General features: G+C 33.1%; 14 protein-coding genes. 11 read left to right on the top strand and 3 right to left on the bottom strand.

Going from position 1 to position 21,528, the window contains the following annotated elements:
* The 8 genes from LNQ81_RS00240 (at position 1) to LNQ81_RS00205 (ending at position 12,464) form a co-directional block, all read left to right on the top strand.
* A complete protein-coding gene (locus LNQ81_RS00240; RefSeq protein ID WP_229944185.1) occupies positions 1–3,726 on the top strand; it encodes a DUF6443 domain-containing protein in 3,726 nt (1,241 codons plus the stop codon).
* Between the two features lie 3 nt (positions 3,727–3,729).
* Positions 3,730–4,272 carry a DUF6843 domain-containing protein gene (locus LNQ81_RS00235; RefSeq protein WP_229944184.1) on the top strand — a complete coding sequence of 181 codons (543 nt, stop codon included), beginning with the start codon at positions 3,730–3,732 and terminating at the stop codon, positions 4,270–4,272.
* Between the two features lie 185 nt (positions 4,273–4,457).
* A complete protein-coding gene (locus LNQ81_RS00230; protein ID WP_229944183.1) occupies positions 4,458–5,687 on the top strand; it encodes an IS4 family transposase in 1,230 nt (409 codons plus the stop codon).
* Positions 5,688–5,968: 281 nt separating this feature from the next.
* On the top strand, positions 5,969–7,123 hold the full coding sequence (locus LNQ81_RS00225) for an RHS repeat domain-containing protein (RefSeq protein WP_229944182.1): 1,155 nt from the start codon (positions 5,969–5,971) through the stop codon (positions 7,121–7,123).
* A 245-nt stretch (positions 7,124–7,368) separates the two neighbouring features.
* Entirely contained in the window at positions 7,369–8,472 is a 1,104-nt protein-coding gene (locus LNQ81_RS00220; protein ID WP_229944181.1) for an IS4 family transposase, read from the top strand.
* Positions 8,473–9,011: 539 nt separating this feature from the next.
* Entirely contained in the window at positions 9,012–10,313 is a 1,302-nt protein-coding gene (locus LNQ81_RS00215) for an RHS repeat domain-containing protein (RefSeq protein ID WP_229944180.1), read from the top strand.
* On the top strand, positions 10,303–10,827 hold the full coding sequence (locus tag LNQ81_RS00210) for a hypothetical protein (RefSeq protein WP_229944179.1): 525 nt from the start codon (positions 10,303–10,305) through the stop codon (positions 10,825–10,827). The genes LNQ81_RS00215 and LNQ81_RS00210 overlap by 11 nt, the downstream gene beginning before the upstream one ends.
* A gap of 326 nt (positions 10,828–11,153) precedes the next feature.
* Positions 11,154–12,464, top strand: a complete 1,311-nt coding sequence (locus tag LNQ81_RS00205) for a DEAD/DEAH box helicase (protein WP_229944178.1) — start codon at positions 11,154–11,156, stop codon at positions 12,462–12,464.
* A gap of 69 nt (positions 12,465–12,533) precedes the next feature.
* Here the strand turns inward: LNQ81_RS00205 and LNQ81_RS00200 are convergent, their stop codons facing one another.
* Positions 12,534–15,602, bottom strand: a complete 3,069-nt coding sequence (locus tag LNQ81_RS00200) for a DNA polymerase III subunit alpha (protein WP_229944177.1) — start codon at positions 15,600–15,602, stop codon at positions 12,534–12,536.
* A gap of 510 nt (positions 15,603–16,112) precedes the next feature.
* Positions 16,113–17,267 carry a DNA polymerase IV gene (dinB, locus tag LNQ81_RS00195; protein ID WP_472850259.1) on the bottom strand — a complete coding sequence of 385 codons (1,155 nt, stop codon included), beginning with the start codon at positions 17,265–17,267 and terminating at the stop codon, positions 16,113–16,115.
* A gap of 84 nt (positions 17,268–17,351) precedes the next feature.
* Between dinB and LNQ81_RS00190 the strand changes: the two genes are divergently transcribed.
* Entirely contained in the window at positions 17,352–18,119 is a 768-nt protein-coding gene (locus tag LNQ81_RS00190; protein WP_229944175.1) for an XRE family transcriptional regulator, read from the top strand.
* 125 nt (positions 18,120–18,244) lie between these two features.
* On the opposite strand, the gene LNQ81_RS00185 is transcribed toward LNQ81_RS00190, so the two are convergent.
* The gene (locus LNQ81_RS00185) at positions 18,245–19,312 is read right to left on the bottom strand and encodes a 2,3-butanediol dehydrogenase (RefSeq protein ID WP_229944174.1); all 1,068 of its coding nucleotides are present in this window, start codon (positions 19,310–19,312) and stop codon (positions 18,245–18,247) included.
* A 349-nt stretch (positions 19,313–19,661) separates the two neighbouring features.
* Here LNQ81_RS00185 and lgt point away from each other — a divergent pair, with 349 nt between their 5' ends.
* Both lgt and LNQ81_RS00175 read left to right on the top strand, forming a co-directional pair.
* Positions 19,662–20,513 (top strand): prolipoprotein diacylglyceryl transferase, encoded by an 852-nt coding sequence (gene lgt / locus LNQ81_RS00180; RefSeq protein WP_229944173.1) that lies wholly within the window; start codon positions 19,662–19,664, stop codon positions 20,511–20,513.
* A 159-nt stretch (positions 20,514–20,672) separates the two neighbouring features.
* The gene (locus tag LNQ81_RS00175) at positions 20,673–21,389 is read left to right on the top strand and encodes a GNAT family N-acetyltransferase (RefSeq protein ID WP_229944172.1); all 717 of its coding nucleotides are present in this window, start codon (positions 20,673–20,675) and stop codon (positions 21,387–21,389) included.
* Positions 21,390–21,528: the final 139 nt, after the last annotated feature.

Raw genomic sequence — 21,528 nt, 5'->3', positions numbered from 1 at the left:
ATGAAGATAATTAAGTATATCGCTTTATTTAGTATTTGTGGTTTAAATGCTATTGTAGCTCAGAGTGGGTCACAAAACTATATAAAAAGCACTCAATACACCCAGCCTACTACCTCTAGTGGCACTGCTGCTAGTCAAATAGTACAGGTTGTTTATTACGATGGATTGGGACGTCCTATACAAGAAGTGGCAGTAGGAGTTAGTCCAAATAAGAAAAGTGTAGTAAAACATACGGAGTATGATTTAAATATTGGTCAAACTAAAAATTTCTTAAGTTACCCCACAGCTAATGGAAGTTCTGAGTATGTAAGTGAAGCTAAAGTTGGTACGCTTACGCATTACAACACGGATAAATACCAAAATACAACTAATCCCTATAGTGAAACGCTATATGAGAAATCACCACTAAAACGAGTTATAAAAACAGGATCTGCAGGAGAGGATTGGAAAATAAGTGGTAACAACACAGTAGATTTTAAGTATCGATTCAATACAGTTAACGAAGTAAAATATCGACAAGCTAACGCAGCTCTAACGCCAGCCACTGGAATTTATAATGTAACTGTTGTAGATAAAGGAAATTATCCTGTAAATTCTCTTTATGTGAGCTCTGTGTCAGACGAGAATGGAAACGTCACTGAAGAGTTTAAAGATCAAGAAGGTAAAGTAGTATTAAAAAGAGTATACAATAATACCCAGGGAGTACCTCAATTATTTAGCGGCTCTTCTAATGCTCCAACATCTAGTTCTATGCCAAGTGCAAGTAATATACTAGGTGAAGAACTTAAAGGAAAGTCAGTACAAGATGTTATAGACAATTTTGGAACTATAGTAGATAATTTAGAGAAAAATGCAAATAAAGAGATAGACAAAACCACAAATACTGTAGAAAATCTACCAAATAACACCCTTAGAGCATCTGGTGTAACCACAGGCACTGGAGAAACTCTAGATACCTACTATATCTACGATCAGTTTGGAAATCTATCTATAATTACTTCACCTCTTTTAAATGGCGATGTTACCTTAGCTAATGTAGACAAGCTAGGCTATCAGTATAAATATGATACTAAAAACCGACTGGTTGCTAAAAAGCTACCAGGTAAATCTTGGGAATACATGGTGTATGATAAAGGAGATAGGCTAGTGGCTGTAGGTCCTGTATACGACCCATTTGGAACAGAAGCTAAAGGATGGATGGTAACTAAGTATGATGCTCTATCTAGAGTAATCTATAGCGCTTTTTACTCAGCTACATCAGTAACGGAAGTAGATAGGAAAACATTTCAAGATAATGTAAATGCTAGGGCTGTATCTTTTGAGAAAAGAGCTTCAGCCGTAAGCGGTTCACCACTAACTTATACCAATACTGTTTTCCCTAAAGACAATCTTACAATACTAAGTGTTAATTATTATGATGATTATACCTACCCAGGAGCAGCAACTAACTTTACAGCCATAGAAGGTCAAGCAGTTATACAAAATGTAAAAGGGCTACTTACTGGGAATTGGACAAGAGTACTTACTACAAGTAATGAGAGTAAAGCAAATATCTCTTTTATGTTATATGATTATAACAGTCGTATACTTAGAAGTTATACAAAGAATTATCTAGAGGGATATACCCAGGTGGATACAAAGTATACTTTTACAGGTCTTCCCTTAAAAGTAACCACTAAACACAAAAGAGATAATCTTGTTACAGATGTACAACAAATAGAAGAAAACTTTGTTTATGATCACGCAGAAAGACTGTTACACCAAACCCATAAGGTTAATAGTTTAGCCGAGGTTGTTCTTTTTGAAAATGTGTATGATGAGCTGGGAGCTTTAGAGAAAAAACGCGTTGGGGGCAAAAGGCCAAATACAACTCCTATAGCAAATACATTCCTACAAGAATTACAGTATAAATACAATATAAGAGGATGGTTAACAGATATTAATAATACAAGTAACATAAGTCAGTTAAACAATGGAAAGAGTACTTTGTTTGCCCTTAAATTAAACTACAATAAACCTGAACAAAAAAGTGCAGGAGTTAAAGGACTTTATAACGGTAATATCACTGAACAAATATGGAAAAGCGCCTTAGATAATAAAAGGCGTAGTTATGGCTATGTATATGATGGAGCAAATAGATTAGTGTTAGGTTCTTTTAATGCTCCTGATTTAAACTCAGCCTCAACGGCTAATCTGTATGACGAGAAATTAGGGTATGACAAAAATGGAAACATCACTAGACTTGATAGAAATGGAGCATCACTCGCTGGAGTAGTAACTACTATCGATAAGCTAACATACGGTTATGAACCAGGAAGCAATAGATTATCTACAGTTAGAGACGCCTCTGGTAATCAAGAAGGGTTTAAACAAGTTAATACCAGTGGAGCAGACTACAGCTATGATGAGTTCGGTAATCTAACTAATGATAAACACAAGAAAATCAGTAAGATTAAGTATAATCACTTAAACTTACCTGTTGAGATAAACTTTGGAACTGATAAAATAGAGTATATTTATACCTCTTCTGGAGAGAAAGTACAGAAGAAAGTAACAGATAAAGGTATTGTTACTCTAACGGATTATCTAGGAGGATTTCAGTATGTGAAAGGCAAACTTAGTTTTTTCCCTACAGCGGAAGGATTCTTTAACGCAGAGACAAATGTTTATGTTTACCAGTTTAAAGATCATCTAGGTAATGTAAGATTATCTTATAGTGACAAGAGTAATAATAACACGATTGAGGCTAGTGAGATCATAGAAGAATCGAATTATTATCCTTTTGGATTAGCTCATAAGGGCTATAACCAAAAGAATGATGCTCTGATGAAAGATTACAAGTATCAATATAATGGAAAAGAGAAGCAAGAAGAGTTAGGACTTAATTTATATGATTATGGAGCGCGTAACTATGATGCTGCGATTGGTAGATGGATGAATGTGGATCCGTTGGCAGAACAGATGCGTCGTCACAGCCCTTATAACTATGCGTTTAATAATCCTATTAGGTTTATTGATCCGGATGGGATGATTCCATATCCGATAACAATTCGGTCATTTCACCCAAGCCCTTCTTTTGGTAAAGGAAATTGGTTAACGGGACTAACTACTCTTTACAAGGATTATGGAGGGGATAATAGGCCTTTTAGTTTAGCAGAAGGAGCATCTTCACGCATTCATCATAGAGTTGTAGCTGATCCACAAGAAGGTACTGTTACCTATGCAGGTAGAGGAAAAGATGGCACATATTCTGATGTGTCTCATCATCCGATATGGGGAACATCTACTGATACACCAAATGGATATGTAGGAAGAATTAGGTCAGGAGAAAATAATGTTTCTTTTGAAACAGGATATTATGGAACAAATCCATTAGCTCCAGGCCCTACTCCAGATATTGATATAGATGCAAAGGTTAATTTAACTCAAACAGGAGATGTATTAAATATTAGAGCACAGATTGCAGGGGATAATTTTCCTAATACAGAAGCGTTTATTACAGATCCAAGCGGAAATAAATTATTTATTGGTGTTGATGTGAGAGCATCAGGACAGGATAAAAACCCAACTATTTTATTTGGCCCAGCAACCGAGATAATAATGGACGTTAATATGAATATCCGTACAGATGCTAATGGTAACTTTATGCAGGTGCAAAATGGCCATAAATGGATAAATAGAAATGAATGGAATAAACCATATTTAGATAAAAACCCAAATCCATAAAGTATGAAAAAAATATTTAAAGTTATTGGTTATATTATTTTGGGGATTCTAGTGTTTTTGGCCTGTGTGTTTATCTTTTGGAAATGGAAAAACACATCTGAAAACGAAGTTTTTATTTTACCTGATGATTTTGAAGGAGCTGTTATTGTTTTGTACAATAAACAAAATGGAGAGCCTAAAAAATATGACAAAGAAGGAAACCGGATTTATACCATTCCTGAAAGTGGAATATTAAAGACAAAATTTAAATTCCAAAAAGGTTGGCGTGATATTAGATACACTCGTAAAAATGGTACAGAGTTAAGATATTTACTTCCTTCAGACAATATTTGGAACGATACAATAACAAAAAAAAGGAACGATAATATTTATGTATTTAATGCTTCGTACTCTGATGATTTTTGGTTTCTTGTTGGTAAAATAAGAGATATTAACTCTTTAGGAAAGAAAATGGATGAAAAATGGGAACAATTTTCAAATCCTGTTATTTTAAAAGATGGAGACAGTATTGGAAACGTAAGACACAATAAAATTTTTGATAAATAACAAAATTATGTCTATTAGAGACAGTAAAATACCAAAATAATTCGATATTTTGTTGTTTTATGGCACAGCTATATTTTTATTAAGAGAATTTATTATAAGTAATGACTCCACAGTCATCCGAAAGTTAAAAAAAAGAAATGCCTGAGAATCCCGTATTTTTGATTTTGCGAAACAAATAATACATAATGGGACTATTCAGGCGAAACAAAAATATACAAAAACCAGTAATCCGTCAAATAATTGATTTGGTACCTAACTGGTTATTTAGATCATGTGTTCAAAAACACAGCTCAGACAAGGGTTGTAGTAGATACAAGACTTATGATCAATTTGTTGCATTAACTTACGGACAGCTAAATAAGTGTTATTCGTTGAATGATATTTCAACAGGTATTGGTGTTAGCGAGGTGTTTGTTAAAGATTTGGGATTAACCCAAAGTCCTGCACGCACAACAATGAGCGATGACAATAAGCAACGTACATGGAAAGTGTTTGAAACCTTATATTATGAACTCCTTAAACACTACAAAACTGTTTTAGGAGATAGGTCACAAGGTCATATTATAAAAGAAATTAAAGACCGAAATATAAAACTAGTCGATAGCACTACTATTAGCTTGTGTTTAAACATGTTTGACTGGGCAAAGTTTCGGACAGCAAAAGGAGGTGTAAAAATACACACTTGTTGGGATGATAATTTACAGATCCCAGATTTAGTTAATATAACAGAAGCCAAGACACATGATCGTTATGGCTTAGGACAAATGATTTTTCCTAAAGGAACGATTAAAGTAGAAGACAGAGCTTATTTTGATTTTTCGTTGATAGCACAGCGTATCGAAGCTCAAAACGTATTCGTTACAAGGATTAAAACTAATACTCTATATAAATCAATTCAAGAGATTGAATTATCCGAAACCGAAGATCAAGATATATTAAAGGATGAGATAATTCTTCTAAATGGTCCTAAAGCATTAGAGAAAGGTATTGATCAACAGAAATTTAGATTAGTCCATGTATATAAACCAGATGAAAATAAAGTTATTGAAATTATTACCAACAACTTAGATTGGTCTGCGAGAACCATAGCTGATTTATATAAGAAAAGATGGGATATTGAGTTGTTTTTTAAAGCAATGAAACAAAATCTACAAATTAAAACGTTTTTAGGAACGAGTGAAAATGCTGTTAAGTCACAGATATATGTGGCTTTAATTAGCTACTTACTAATTGAACTAATAAAAAGAACAATATCTAAAAAGACCAAGTCATTTACGTCTCTTGTAGAAAAGATAAGAATATGTTTAGTATTCTATCTAAGTTTAGACTATATCTGTAATCAAGTAGGTAATGGTGCCAAGAAAATAAGAGAAGAGTCTAAACTAGATCTTAAAAATGACTTATTTTCAGGCTAAGGAATTAAGTCACAATGTATTCATTGGCTTCACAGATCATTTATTAGGTTTTTTCAAAACTTTCGGACAGCTGTGTAATGACTCTTTAATCTAAAGAATTCCCCGAGACTTGCCTTGGGGTTTAGAGGAAAAGTTTGAAAAACGGATGGTTTTACAATACACTTTGAAAAAGTGTATTGTAAAGAATACTACATCGTACTCCGAAATACCTCGTGGGCTTGCCCCGAGGTGTTTTACTTCCTTTATAAATATTAGGTTTTTAAAGAGGAATAGCTATTAAAATGAAGGTACGGAAGATTGTTACGGATAAAGGGGTAGTAACCAAGACAGACTACCTAGGAGAATTTCAGTATGTAAAGGGTAAACTTAGTTTTTTTCCTACATCAGAGGGATTCTTTAACGCAGAGACAAATGTTTATGTTTACCAGTTTAAAGATCATTTAGGTAATGTAAGACTGTCTTATAGTGATAAGAGTAAAAACAACACAATTGAAGCAAGTGAGATCATAGAAGAAACAAACTATTATCCTTTTGGACTAGCTCATAAGGGCTATAATCAGAAGAATGATGCTTTAATGAAAGATTATAAGTATCAGTATAATGGAAAAGAGAAGCAAGAAGAGTTAGGACTTAACTATTATGACTATGGAGCACGTAACTATGATGCAGCTATAGGTAGATGGATGAATGTTGACCCGTTGGCGGAGAAGTATATGAGTTTTACTCCTTATGCTTATGTAGGTAATAATCCTTTAAATGCCATTGATCCTGATGGAATGAGGATTAATCCTATTTATGGAGAGGAAGGTGAATTTTTAGGAACAGACGACAAAGGTTTACAGGGAGCGGCCATAATAATGAATACAAATAATTTTAAACAAGGAATGTCCAATGAAGAGGCTTTAAGTAATAGTTTAGGTTCAGAAGGTTTAAAAGATGAAAAAGCAGTGGAAAGAATGAACAATCATTATAAAGGACTTAAAAACAGACCAGATTATGATGGTGTTTTAACATTGAGTGAAGCTAATGATTGGTATCGAAATGGAGAAGGAAAACCTTTGTATGTAGATTCTGCTAAAATAAGCTTATTGCCTCAGGTTAAAGAAAATTTTAAAGTAGGTGAATCTAAATATGTGAATTTCGCATCTCCTAGTAACGCAAATTTAGAAACAGGATTAGTTTATGGTACAATAAAATTAACATTGTTAGATAGTAATGGTACAACTAAATTGGGGGGGAATGGAAATAAATTAGATACCTATGATTTTGACTATAAAAAAGGGCGAACAGGTCGAAATATAGCTACTTTTCTTGGAGAAGCAGTAGCTGGAAAAGGGAAAGGATTTGATATTTATACTTATGGTAAAGCTAGATTACAGAGTAAACCAATTAAAGCACCTGCCAAAAATAAGTTTGAGAGAGGACCAAAATTTTAGATTTATGAAGTATAATTATATTTTTTTAAGTTTTTTATTACTTTGCTGTATATCGTGTGATAGTAAAGTGTATGAAAAGGATATTAATAGAATTTTTAACTTAAAAAAAAATGAGTTAAGATTTATTAGCAACTATCTTAGTACCCGACAAAAATGTTAAATATCTGATTTACAACAAAATAGGCGAGACATATATTTGTAAAAAAGGCTGATATTCAGTATCTTAAAGGAAAAATTCTCACGTAATGCCTTTAGAAACGAACAACAGCCTAGATTACAAAAGTACAGAACTTTTAACGATATTAAAAGGAGGTTTTAAGGATAAACTCAATTTAGCTAGGGTCAGTTTTATTTCCTTATTTATCGTGGCTCTATGCAAAGTAAAGTCAGTCAATTTTACAAATATATCTATAGCATTTGACAACTCAGTTAAAGCAGAAAGTAACTGTAGGCGTATTCAACGTTTTGTTTATGATGCTAAGTTAACATCTGAACTTGTAGCTAAGTTCATCTTTGCTATTCTTCCTAAACAAGATAAATATACCCTTGTTATAGATCGTACAAACTGGAAGTTTGGAAATCAAAACATCAACATACTGATGCTTGGTGTTTGTTACAAAAATGTTGCTTTCCCTTTAATATTTAAGATGTTAGATAAAAAAGGAAACTCAAATACCAATGAGAGAAAAGAACTCATTAATGATTTTATAGAATGGTTTGGAAAAGATTGTATAGAGTGCTTATTAGCTGATAGAGAGTTTATTGGAGAACGTTGGATAGAATATTTGAATAACGAAAGAATTAGGTATTATATACGTATTCGAAACAATTTTAAAGTTTATCTACCTCATAAGCAAGAAGATAAATATGCATGTCATCTGTTTTACAATTTAAAAGTTGGAGAGTTTAGAGCTTATGAAAAAATTGTGTATCTACATGGACAACTATGTTATCTGTCAGCCACAAAGATAATGACAGATGGCAAAACTGATTATTGTATAATTGTAAGTTTTAATAAACCCGAAAATGCTTCTGAAAAATATAAAGAAAGATGGCAAATAGAAACATTATTTAGAGCAATGAAGTCAAGTGGTTTTAATATTGAAGACACGCATTTAAAGTGTATTAAAAAACTTGAACAGCTCATTATGCTAGTAATGCTTGCACTTGTTTGGTGCTATAAAATTGGAGATTATATCGATACATACATTAAACCTATATCCTTCAAAAAACATAGTAATAGAAGTATTAGTGTAGTAAAATTAGGCCTTGATTACTTGGCTAGACTATTTCATTCTAAAGTTAATCAACTAAATATCAATGTATTTTGTTTTTTGTCGTGTACTTAGAGCAACTATAGTCAATTCGGAGGGTTTAATGAAGGTTTCATATTAGAGGAGTATGAGATTTCTAAAGAATCAATTACTTCCTTTTTAGAAGAAAAGACCAAGAGCCTCCCTCAAATAAGTATATCTAATCAGGAATGGAATAAAATTGATTGGAACTCTGTTTCGTTAGAAGATGAGTCAATTAAAGAACTTATAATAATGAGTCTAAACTATTCTGATGGTAATGATAAATTAGAAAATAAATTAAAGGATTTAAAAAAAATATTACATAGTCAATATATATATATTATGCGTTTTATTATAGACCATCTATTGAAGATTTGAAGGATGTGATTATGTTGATCTTAGATGTAGAAAAAAACAGGATTTATATTATTGAAAATAATACATAATTTGGTAGAATTTTTAATCAAAAGAATTCCTCAAGGCTCTGCCTCGTAGTTCATTATTTTACCAGTGACATCCTAGAGTATATTTTTCCATTTTACTAGGTTGAGTAGTATTATTAAATAAACGTGAAAAGAATCTTCTGATAGTGTTTGGGAAGTGTTGCTTTACCGATTGTAAAGTATTACTTAACCATAATTCGGATAGAGATTAACTTTGGAACTGATAAAATAGAGTATCTTTATACTGCTTCAGGAGAGAAAGTACAGAAGAAAGTAACAGATAAAGGAGTTGTTACTTTAACGGATTACTTAGGAGAATTTCAGTATGTGAAAGGCAAACTTAGTTTTTTCCCTACAGCGGAAGGGTTTTTTAACGCAGAGACAAATGTTTATGTTTACCAGTTTAAAGATCATTTAGGTAATGTAAGACTGTCTTATAGTGATAAGAGTAAAAACAACACAATTGAAGCAAGTGAGATCATAGAAGAAACAAACTATTATCCTTTTGGACTAGCTCATAAGGGCTATAATCAGAAGAATGATGCTTTAATGAAAGATTATAAGTATCAGTATAATGGAAAAGAGAAGCAAGAAGAATTAGGGCTTAATTTCTATGATTATGGAGCGCGTAACTATGATGCTGCTATTGGTAGATGGATGAATGTGGATCCGTTGGCGGAGTCTATGACTAGACAGAGTCCTTATAATTATGCGTTTAATAATCCTGTTAGATTTATTGATCCTGATGGGATGGCAGGAGAAGATATAGTTTATATTAATAGATTCGGTACTGAAATACACAGGGTTTTGAGTAATAAAGAGTTTAAAACTTATATACAGAACACTAATTCTGCATCAAGTAATCCTGCTATTAATACTTCTGGATGGTCAGAAGTTCCGATGCCAAATATAATTCAAGAAAGAACACAGTCAAGTGAAACTACTTCAGGACCAAAATATCAAGAAAATGATTATCTAATTGCAGCACGTACAGGTTATTTTAACCAATCAAGTAAAGTAGGAGAAATTAACCTGTTTACAGATGGTGGAGTATCAATTCCTCAAGAAGCTATAGTATCGATTCCTAATTTAGACCCCACACTTATCAAAGCAATAACTATTCAGGAATCTAATGCTGGAACAACTGGAGTTAGTGATGTAATGCAATCAAACGTTAAAGGAGATTGGTCAGATGTAAAGTCTAATTATGGTATTAAAAAAGGAGAAAGTACAGGTGTTTCTAATTCTCTTTATGCAGGAATCAGAATTCTTGCCTCAAAAGGTTTTAAAGGAGGTGTAACATATGATAAAAAAACAGGAGAATCAACATTTACTTTTAAAGGATGGGAAAGTGCTGTTAAAGCTTATAATGGAGGTGGAACAAAAGATTATGATAAGAATGTACGTACCATGATTAATAATTCAAAAAAGCCAACAAAAAATGATTATTAAAAGAATTTTATTAATAGTACCTTTTTTATTCATAAGTTGCTTAAATAAAAAAGAAGAAAAAAGAAAAAACATATCTACATTTGATGAAAAATGTAGATTATTGGTTTTAAATCAGAATGAAAAAAAGAAAGAGTTTGTATTTGAAATTAAAGACAGTATAACAACTAAATTAAATATTGAATATTTAGGAAACATTATTACTTCAAAAGGAGATACAATAAAAGTAATCAACTCGACTTCATTTTCAGGAGAGTTAAAAGATTCAAATAAAGCCAATGCAAATGTTTTTTTGTACTCTAATATGAATAAAAACGTAGGTTATTACTATGTTGGAAGTATAAATAGCTTACCCAATGAAGTCGAAAATAATTTTTTGGTATTTAAATATAATGATGAGATTTGTGATAAAAAAACATTAATATCTCTGAAAGATAGTATTCCTGCTAAGATTTTTGTATTATGTAAAGAAGATCAAGGAGATATTTATTTATTTAAAAATTGTGATGAAAAGTGAGTATATTTGTTTTTGAATCAAACGATTCCTATCATAGTTTTACGACTCTGCTAATTAGGTGCACACAATAATTTAAAAATGTGTAACCCTCTAATTATAAAGCATACGAAGCATAGGTGACGAACCTCTTTCTCTGCTGAAAGCCCAATAACACTAGTTTTTGTTTTTTTTAAAATATGTATCTAATATGCATCCCATTATATGAATTAATATCAAAAAATACTGCTAATAGTTGTACTGATCTAAAGTATAAATACTACCCTTGTTCTTGTTATAAAAATTATAAGAACAAGTGAAAGTAACATTATTAAAACTACCTTTGCAGTATGAATAAAGCAGAAATACTTCAAAACTTAAACATAGAAGCGTTAAACCAAATGCAAACAAAAGCATTAAACGCTGCTCAGAAGAACCCTAATATCATTCTTTTATCTCCTACAGGATCGGGAAAGACTCTTGCATTTTTAATGCCATTGATAGAGCGTCTAGATCCTAATGTAAGGGGAGTACAGGCTGTTATTCTAGTTCCTACTAGAGAGCTTGCCCTACAGATAGAGACTGTGTTTAAGAAGATGGGGACAGCATTTAAGATTAATGCTTGTTATGGAGGACATGCAACTAAGACAGAATTAAAGAATTTTAGTTCGCCACCTGCTATATTAGTAGGAACACCTGGTAGAGTTGCATTCCACGTAGAAGAATTCTCTTTTAATGCAGAGACAGTAACTAGCTATGTTATTGATGAGTTTGATAAAGCATTAGAGATGGGCTTTCAAAGTGATATGGATTATATAATTAATTCGTTTGATAATATCTCATTTAGAATGCTTACTTCAGCTACTGCTTTAAAGAAGATTCCTGAATTTACAGGTATAGTAGATCCTGAGCGTATACATTTTTTGAATAAACAAGAGGTTATGCCTGACCTTACTTTTAGCCAAGTTGTTTCTACCTCAGAAGAGAAATTAGAAACAGTAATTAAGTTGATAGGTAAGATTGGCAAGGATACTATTCTTATTTTTTGTAACCACCGTGATGCAGTATCTCGTATTAGTGAGACATTGACAAAGAAAGGAGTTGCAAATAGTGCTTTCCACGGAGGGTTATTGCAAGAAGACCGTGAGCGTGCTATTATGAAGTTTAGAAATAAAAGTGCACATATTCTTATTGCAACTGACCTAGCAGCGAGAGGACTTGATATTCCTGAGATAGGACACGTGATTCATTATCAGATTCCTGAGAAGGAAGATGCTTTTATCCATCGTAATGGGCGTACAGCACGTATGAAAGCTTCAGGTAAAGCTTATGTGATGATTACAAATGATGAACTTGTTGAGTTTATTAATCCTGATATGCCGGTAGAAGATTTAAGCGGAGTGTATAATATTGACAACAAAACGGACTTTAAGACTATCTACATCAGCGCAGGTAAGAAGGATAAAGTTAATAAAGGTGATATCGTTGGTTATTTGATTAAAACAGGTAAGTTGACCAAGGAAGATATCGGAGTGATTGATGTTAGAGATACACAAGCATTCGTAGCAGTGAATACAAAAAAAGTAAAAGCACTATTAACTGAGCTTGTTGATACTCGGCTGAAAAATAAGAAAGTAAAAATAGAGATAGCGAAAGATTAGTTTTCTTTATTTAACTAACACTTATTCTGTGTTTAAGATATATTAAAAAGCCCTGGTACATCTCTTGTATCAAGGCTTTTCTTTTGTAAATTTCATTCGATGTCTTGGTAGATTAATCTCAGCAGCCATAGGGTACGGTTTGCGATGAGTGAGACTGAGATCTTCCTTGATTCTGTTTTGTGTTGTTTGACTATCTTTATCATCATAGTGATATCGGGGATCTGTCATAAACGGCAATCGAGCCATTTTAATGACTTGTATATTAGGGAAGTGATATTCTAGCTCTACTGTTCCCAATAGTAGATAACACCCTCCACCAGCAAATGGATATTCTTCTAACGTATTTGGGAAGTGGATTGTGTCAAAATATTGCCCATTAGCATCTATCCAAGTACCAAAATACATTGTCCCTTTAGAAGTAGGCACATGCTTACGAGCGATGAGATATCCTATCATTCTAATGGTCTTTTTGTGATGATGTTGTAAATCTTTAACCATCACATCTCCTCTAAATTGAGTCTTAAGTAGGTCAAATGGCATACACGAAATCGCATAGCCAAGTAGTTCTATTTCATCAAATGCATCTTCATATACAGAGCGTTTTAGAGTAGGGAAGCTATACTCCTGTATAGGTTCTTGTAACAAGGTTAGTGTAGGAGCAGTTTGTTTTTTACTTAATAATAACTTTGCCTGTATTAGTAGCTCGTTTTTTTGTTTGTTTAGTGATTCAAAAGCACCAATGAATATTAACTTTTGCAAAGTCTCCATAGCAATAGGGATGCGTTGGGTGAAATCAAACAGTGATTCATATTTGCCATTTCTTTCTCTTTCTTTTAAAATAGCATTTAGTAAATCAATGTTTATACCCTCGATTAGCTTTAATCCTAAGAATAGGTCTTTATCAATTAGTGTTGTTTTTAAATTGCTATAATTTATACAGGGCGGGAGTACATTGGCACCAGACATAGCCGCTTCGTGTATATATACTTCCGTGCGATAAAACCCTCCCTCGTTGTTAATCACAGCGGTGATAAACTCTAAAGGATAATACGTCTTGAGATACAAGCTTTGATAGCTCTCTATGGCGTAAGAAGCAGAATGAGCTTTACAGAATGAATAACCAGCAAATGACTCTATTTGTCTGTAGATTTCTTCACTTAATAGTCTAGGATGCCCTTTAGCATCACAGTGTTCGAAAAAGCGATTTTTAACAGCTAATAAACCCTCTTTAGAACGACTCTTACCACTCATTGCCCTGCGTAGAATATCTCCATCAGTAGCAGGCAATCCTCCATAGTGTAACGCTATTTTTATCACATCTTCTTGATAGACCATAATACCGTATGTTTCGCCTAACTGTTCTTCAAATACAGGATGAAAGTACTCAAACTTTGAGGGGTTATTATGCCTAAAGATATACTCTTGCATCATACCACTTTGTGCCACACCAGGACGGATAATAGAAGATGCAGCAACAAGTATTTTGTAATTATCGCAGTTTAGTCTTCTTAATAGACCTCTCATAGCGGGGCTTTCAATGTAAAAACAACCTATTGTATTGCCAATTGCCAATTGTTTATTACAATTTTCTTCATCTTTTGACAAAGCAATATTTCGAATATCAACAACAATATTTTGGTTTTGTAAGATGAGTTCCACAGCTTCATCAATGTGGCCAATACCTCGTTGACTTAGAATATCAAATTTATCAAAGCCAATATCTTCTGCAGTATGCATATCAAACTGCACCACAGCAAACCCCTTTGGAGGATAGTCTAACGCAGTGTAATTAGTAATGGGCTCTTCTGAAATAAGTATTCCACAGGCATGCATAGTACGTTGATTTGGAAACCCCTCTAGTAACTGTCCATATCTATGGATAAGAAGTATAATACTGTTGTTTTCGTGTTGTTCTGTTGGGTTGCGAGTAAGAGTATCCAGCTCATTTTTAGACAAACCAAATACCTTACCTATTTCTCGTATGATAGAGCGATACTTAAACGTAGATACAGCTCCACAGAAAGCCACGTGATCTTGGCCATATCTTGAGAAAATATAGTCAAGTATATCATCCCTTTGATTCCAAGACCAGTCAATGTCAAAGTCAGGTGGGGACTTTCTATTCTCATTTAAAAAACGCTCGAAGTACAAGTCTAATTCTAACGGGCAGACATTTGTAATCCCTAGGCAATATCCTACAATGCTATTGGCTCCACTACCTCGTCCAATATGCATAAAACCTTTACTATTACTATATTTAATGATGTCCCAAGTAATCAAGAAATACCCTGCAAAGTTCAGATCATCGATTACTTTTAACTCTTTAGCTAATCTCTCTTTGGCTTGTAAATTATCATTGCCATAAATCTGTTGCATCCCTTGTTGAGCGAGTGTAGTTAATAAATTGAAGTCAGTTTCTTTACTTTTAGTATAATGGCGTTTATTTTTGGGAGTTTTCAATGAAAAAGAATACTCACACTGATTGATTAAAGCATAAGTATTTTCTATGATTGTAGGATAAGCTGCAAACTGTTCTGCTAATTGCTTTTCGCTTATAAAGAATTCTGCATATTCAGCACAGTCTTTAGCTGTTAGTTTAGACAATATGGTGTTTTTGTCTATTGCACGTAATATGCGATGTAACTCATATTGATCAGCGGATAAATGATTCACTGTATGTAGCATTAGCATCTTGGGAATGTAAGCTTTCCATTTCTCTTGATAGAGTTGATTCAGTTGCCCACTTTTTATGCCAATATATTCCCACTCTTTTAATTCAGTAGGATGAGAAGAAAAGGGGTATATTACGGCACATTGTTTAAAATCAGGAGCAGAAAAAGACAGAACAGAGTTGTGTTTATTAATGTGAGTTAATAAACGCCCTAGTTCAGCGAATCCTTCTTGGTTCTTAGCAATCACGATATATCTCAACTCATTGTCCTCTCTAAACTCAATACCAATTATTGGTTTTATTTCTGCCTTGCTACAAGCAGTAATAAATTCATAAACCCCACTAAGGTTATTAATATCAGTTAACGCCATAGTGGATAGCCCCCACTGCTGAGCTAAGTGAACTAACTGCTCTACAGGAATTGTTCCGTATCGCAAACTATAATATGAATGACAATTTAATAACATTTTTTTATTTTTTTGTGATGTAGTGGGGTGTATATATATTCTCTAATAGTAAGGATACTTGCATTTTTTCAAACCTGTAGTGCGTGATGTGTATTTGCACAAAACACGTCCACCTGGTAACCACGGTGTCTTGTCTGAGTAAAACCTTCTGACTTTTATTAACTTAATGGTAACGAGATTATTAATATAATATCTATCATATATCCACATAGAATAATATCCTTAGTTTTTTCACAAGGACATAGTATGTGGATAAACTAACTGTAAAGATCCTACTGACAAAGGAAGCATTGTATTTTGTGTTTCCACACTGTAGCCACAATACACATCTGCTAATGGAAAGGGGAGTGATTCTTAATTTATGATTTTTAATTTAACAAATTGCTTTCACCCCAATGGACACAAAATAACACCATTATAAAACTGAGGGTTTAAAAGTGTTTTGTGAACAGTTTTAGTGATCGAACCAGCAGATGTGGGTGAGCAAACAACACCATCACACAAAAAAAACTATTCCCTTATTTTCAAAACAGCTCCTGAGCACCTAGCTACGGCATCTACCCCGTACCTTTTTTTCATTCTATCCATAGCCTGATAGAGTGCCATCATTTCTTCTGTATCTTCGAATAAATTCATTTGATAAGTACCTCGTACTAATCCACTTAGTTGCACGCCTATTAGGCGCAATCTCATTCTGCGTTGAAACAACTTATCAAATAACTCGTGTACTAATTTGATAAGGGTATGATCAGCAGAAGTATAGCTTATTCTATTCTGTTTGGTTTCAGTATCAAAATTGGTATAGCGTATTTTGACTGTAACTACAGAGGTTAACCATTCTTCTGATCGCAATTGATAAGCGAGTTTTTCGACCATACCAGTGAAGATTGCCTTTAACATTGGAATATCTATCGTATCTTGATCAAAGGTATGTTCAGAAGAGATAGACTTTCGCTCTTTGTAAGGTTCTACTGGAGTCAGATCTATACCATTGGCTTTTCTCCATAAGTCAGTTCCATTTTTACCTAATAGCTTTTGGAGTATCTGATAAGGCATTTCAGATAGCGTCTGTATATTTCGAATACCTATACGCGAGAGTAGTGTATAGCTAACCTCTCCGAGCATTGGTATTTTTCGAATAGATAGTGGGTTGAGAAAAGGTTGTACCTGAGAAGCTGTGATATTTAAAGCCCCAAGTGGCTTAGCCTCTCCAGTACCGATTTTAGAAACAGTTTTATTGATAGATAAAGCATAACTTAGCGGTAATCCTGACTCTTTTTGTATAGTTTGGGCTAACTCTTTTATCCATAGTGAAGAGCCAAAGAACTTATCCATACCTGTTAAGTCAAGGTAGAACTCATCTATACTTGCCTTTTCTAGAACTGGAGCTTTCTCTATTATAATATCCGTCACAAGGTGAGACATCTTAGAATAAAAATGCATATCTCCTCTTCTAACAATAGCTTGTGGGCATAGACGAGTAGCCATACGGATAGGCATAGCAGCCCTTACCCCAAATTGTCTAGCTTCATAAGAGCAGCTCGAGACCACTCCGCGATCACCACCTCCTATAATAAGAGGTTTCTCATTTAGAGAAGAATCTATTAAGCGCTCACAGGATACAAAAAAAGTATCTAAATCTAAGTGTGCGATGGCTCTTTCCATTATAGAAGTAATTATAAATTCTTGAACAAAATTACTATTTATGTTAGCAATTATATGTATATTTGGTGCTATAAATAATAGCAAATGTCATTTCTATCAGATAATATTAGGTATTTACGTGCTCAGAAGATTATGTCTCAGCAAAAGGTAGCAGACGAGTTAATGATAACTCGTGCACGATATTCGAAATATGAGGAGGGAGCTTCAGAACCACCATTAGAGGTATTATTGCGTATCTCTCGTTTCTTTCATGTCAGTGTTGACTTGATGATTTCGGTTGACCTGCGCAAAGTCCCAATGCAAGATTTGTTAAAGCTTGAGGATAACCGTATCCTATTGCCCATTATGGTTGATCCACATGGCAATAACTTTATTGAAATTATTCCTCATAAAGCAAGAGCAGGATATTTGACAGGGTATGCCGATCCGGAGTTTATTCAAAATCTAGATCAAATCTCATTGCCATTTTTAAAAGAAGGAAAATATAGAGCATTTCCTATAGAAGGGGATTCTATGCCTCCACATCAAGAAGGATCTTTTATCATCGGTAGCTATATTGAGAAGTTAGATTATGTACGTAATGGGCATACCTATATCATTATTACATCTACAGAGGGAGTTGTATATAAACGTGTATATCGCATAGATGACAAGACGTTAGAATTACACTCAGACAATACGTTTTATGAACCTTATCGCATCAAAGCATATGATATATTAGAGATATGGGAATATGCAAGTAGTATAGCTACAGAAGAGTTTAAGCCTGAGGATTTAGGCGAACCAGATACTAAAGCTATGTTCCAAGAGATTAGACATATGCTAGGAGAGGTGATTAAGAAAGTTAAATAGAAAAAAATAAACAACGGTAAAATCGTTAATTCAATATAAAAAAGCCATTACTCTAAACAAGTAATGGCTTTTGTTATTAGAAAGAATACCTTAAGCTTGTTAAGGTAAATCATGCTTAATTAAAGTTAGGCTCTATTGATTTCAATAAGAACTTTAACTTGTTCAGGATTGTTAACTAAAGCTTCAAAGCCATCTGTTACAATCTGGTCTAAGCTAATTTTATTAGTAACTAATTTTTCCACATCCATACGACCAGAATCAATCAAGTTAATCACCTCAGGGAAGATATTTCTATAAGCAATCACTCCTTTGATAGTAATTTCTCTTAATACTTGATCTAATGCATCATGTTGAACAGGCTTGCCAAATAAAGCTACTAATACAGCAGTTCCTCCGTTACGAGTAGAGGCAATACCAGTATTATAAGAAGCTTGTACTCCTGCGCAATCTAGAAATACATTTACTCCTAATTCACCAGTTAATGCTTTAATTTTAGCAGGTAAATCAGCCTGCATGGCATTAAATACGTGGGTAGCTCCGATTTCTCTTGCTTTATCTAGACGTTTTTCTGCTACATCAGTTACAATTACAGTAGATGCACCAGCTGCCAATGCAGCTTGAGCACATAATAGACCAATGGGACCTGCCCCAGATACTAATACAGATTGTCCTACTTTTAATCCACTTTGTAATACTGAGTATACAGCCACAGCAGCAGGCTCTACTAATGCTCCTTGCTCAAATGACATTGTATCTGGGATTTTGTGAATCATATAATCCTCTACAACTACATATTTAGCAAAACCACCATTACCTGATAACCCGATAAAACCTAAGTGCTCTCCTAAATTATATTCTCCAGCGCCAACAAATGGGCTATCGAAGTTTTTATATATTGGTTCGATTACTACGCGATCTCCTACTTTAATATTTTTTACTGCTTCACCTAATTCTTCTACAATACCAGAGAATTCATGACCCAGTGTAGTTACTCCTTGATGTCCGTTAAGGGGATATGGTTTATCTAAAGGAATTAACTGTGGTCCATGTACATATTCATGCAAATCAGATCCACAGATTCCTGCATATTGCACAGCCACTTTTACTTGTCCTTTACCAGGAGTTGGTATTTGAATTTGTTCTACTCTAATATCTTTTGCTGCATACCAACGTGCTGCTTTCATTGTAGTCATAATATTATCTTTTTTATGTTTCACTCAAATATAATGATAACAAGATAAAATTTTGGTTTCTTGTTGATATTGCATTGTTAATAATTCAATAATGTTTTGTTGTTGATATGCTTAGGTTAATCTGTAAAAAGTTAATATGTAGAGTTATATGAAAAATAAAGGTCTGTTTTTTAGAGTACTAAATTAAGTGTAGTTTAAATCAAGAGTATATTGTAGAGCTTTAGTAAAATAAACTATTTTCGCTGCTAACTTTATTGTTAAAAACAACAATTTTATTAAGAAAATATTATATATACGTGTTGGTAGAAATACAGTACTTTGCAAGCTTATAAATAATTAAATCAAATAGATGAGTTTAGCTGTTGTGCTATGGGATGCTAATCCCGAAATGATTAAAATAGGTGCTATACCTGTGCGTTATTATGGAATCCTTTTTGCATTAGGTATTATAATAGGTTATAAGATAGTAAGTTATGTATTTGAAAAAGAACGTATATCGCAATTTTATTTAGACAAACTTTTATTATATATAATCCTAGGTACAGTATTGGGGGCTAGATTAGGACATTGTCTATTTTATGAATTTGATTACTATATGCACAATCCCTTAGAGATAATCATTCCTTTTGCTAAGATTAATGGTGTATATGAGTATGTGGGATTTATGGGCCTAGCAAGTCATGGTGCAGCCATAGGGGTGTTGTTTGCAATCTATCTGTATTGTGTTAAGTATAAAATAAATGTGTTTTGGATCTTAGATAAAATCGCATTAGGAGTGCCTATTGCAGGAGCGTTTATTCGTTTTGGTAATTTTATGAATTCAGAGATATATGGTAAACCAACAAACGGGGCATGGGGGGTGATATTTGCAAACGATGATATGATTCCTCGTCATCCAACCCAATTATATGAAGCATTTGGCTATATTCTAACAGGGGTGTTTTTGTGGTTTTTATATCATAATAAAAAATTGAAGAATAATGGAGTAGTCTTTGCTTATTTTTTGATTTTGATGTTTACAACTAGATTTATATTAGAATTTTTTAAGGAAAATCAAGTGTCTTTTGAACAAGATATGATGTTTAATATGGGACAGTGGTTAAGTTTACCATTTATCCTAATAGGAATATTGATGTTGGTTTTTCAACAAAAAATGCTTAGAATTAGTCATTATAATTCTGAGAATTTGCTAGAGAAATAAAATTAGTTTTATTGTTGATTATGTATCAATTATCATCTGTTTAGTGTTTGATTAATCAGACATGTTAGTCAAATAGGCTTTTTTTAAAATAGAAAGAATCCTTACTAATAGTAGGTAAATAGATGAGTTAATTTGATATTGAAATTATATAAAAAATATATGAATAATTTTTCAGATGTAGTACATAGGTATTGGAAATCTCAAATGATAAATGGAGATATTGTTCATTTTGATGAGTTACTTACTTTAGTGTCTAATCCTAAATTGGATAATTCTTATAAAATGATGATTTTAGAGATGACCAATAAGCATATCATGGTAGTGGCAAATCCAGTAGTTGCTAGTGAATTAAAACTTAGCAATTTAAAAGAGTATTCTATTGCCTCTTTAAGAAAAGAAATATCTAAATGTAAGTTAGTATTACATCCTGCGGATTGTATTTATTATTTACCTTATAATAAAGTCCCTAATACCCCTGAAGCAGAAGATGGTATAATTATTCGAGTATTGAATCGAGAGTTTGATAAACAAGTATTTAATCAGTTTGAATCGATTTGTACAGAAGATGATCTAGATGGAGCATATGTTTCGTTAGATCATTGGGTAGTGTATGGGGCATTTGATAAAGGAATCTTAATAGGTGTTTGCAGTATGTATACTTGGGACAGTACTAAATTAGCCGATTTAGGAGTGATTATAGCAGACCCCTATAGAGGCCGGGGAATAGGAACACGTTTGGTGAAGACTATCAGTAGAGATGTAGTATCAAAAGGATATGTTCCACAGTATAGATGTCAAACCGATAATAAACCATCAATAGCATTGGCAGAGGCTTCTGGTTTTGATTTATTTGGAGAATGGGAAGTAATTGTCTGACAAGACGAATAATAAAGAGTATAAAAAATTAAAAAACCCTTAATAGAGAATTATCTACTAAGGGTTTTTTTAGTTTAAAACAAAAGAGTATCCAGATAGGTGTTTTTTATAAGTAATTAATTAGATGAGTTTATTTTTT

The sequence above is a fragment of the Myroides oncorhynchi genome, from assembly GCF_020905415.1.
Lineage (GTDB): Bacteria > Bacteroidota > Bacteroidia > Flavobacteriales > Flavobacteriaceae > Flavobacterium > Flavobacterium oncorhynchi_A.
The sequence above is the reverse complement of the archived record's forward strand: the minus strand, read 5'-3'. Positions and strand labels throughout refer to the sequence as shown.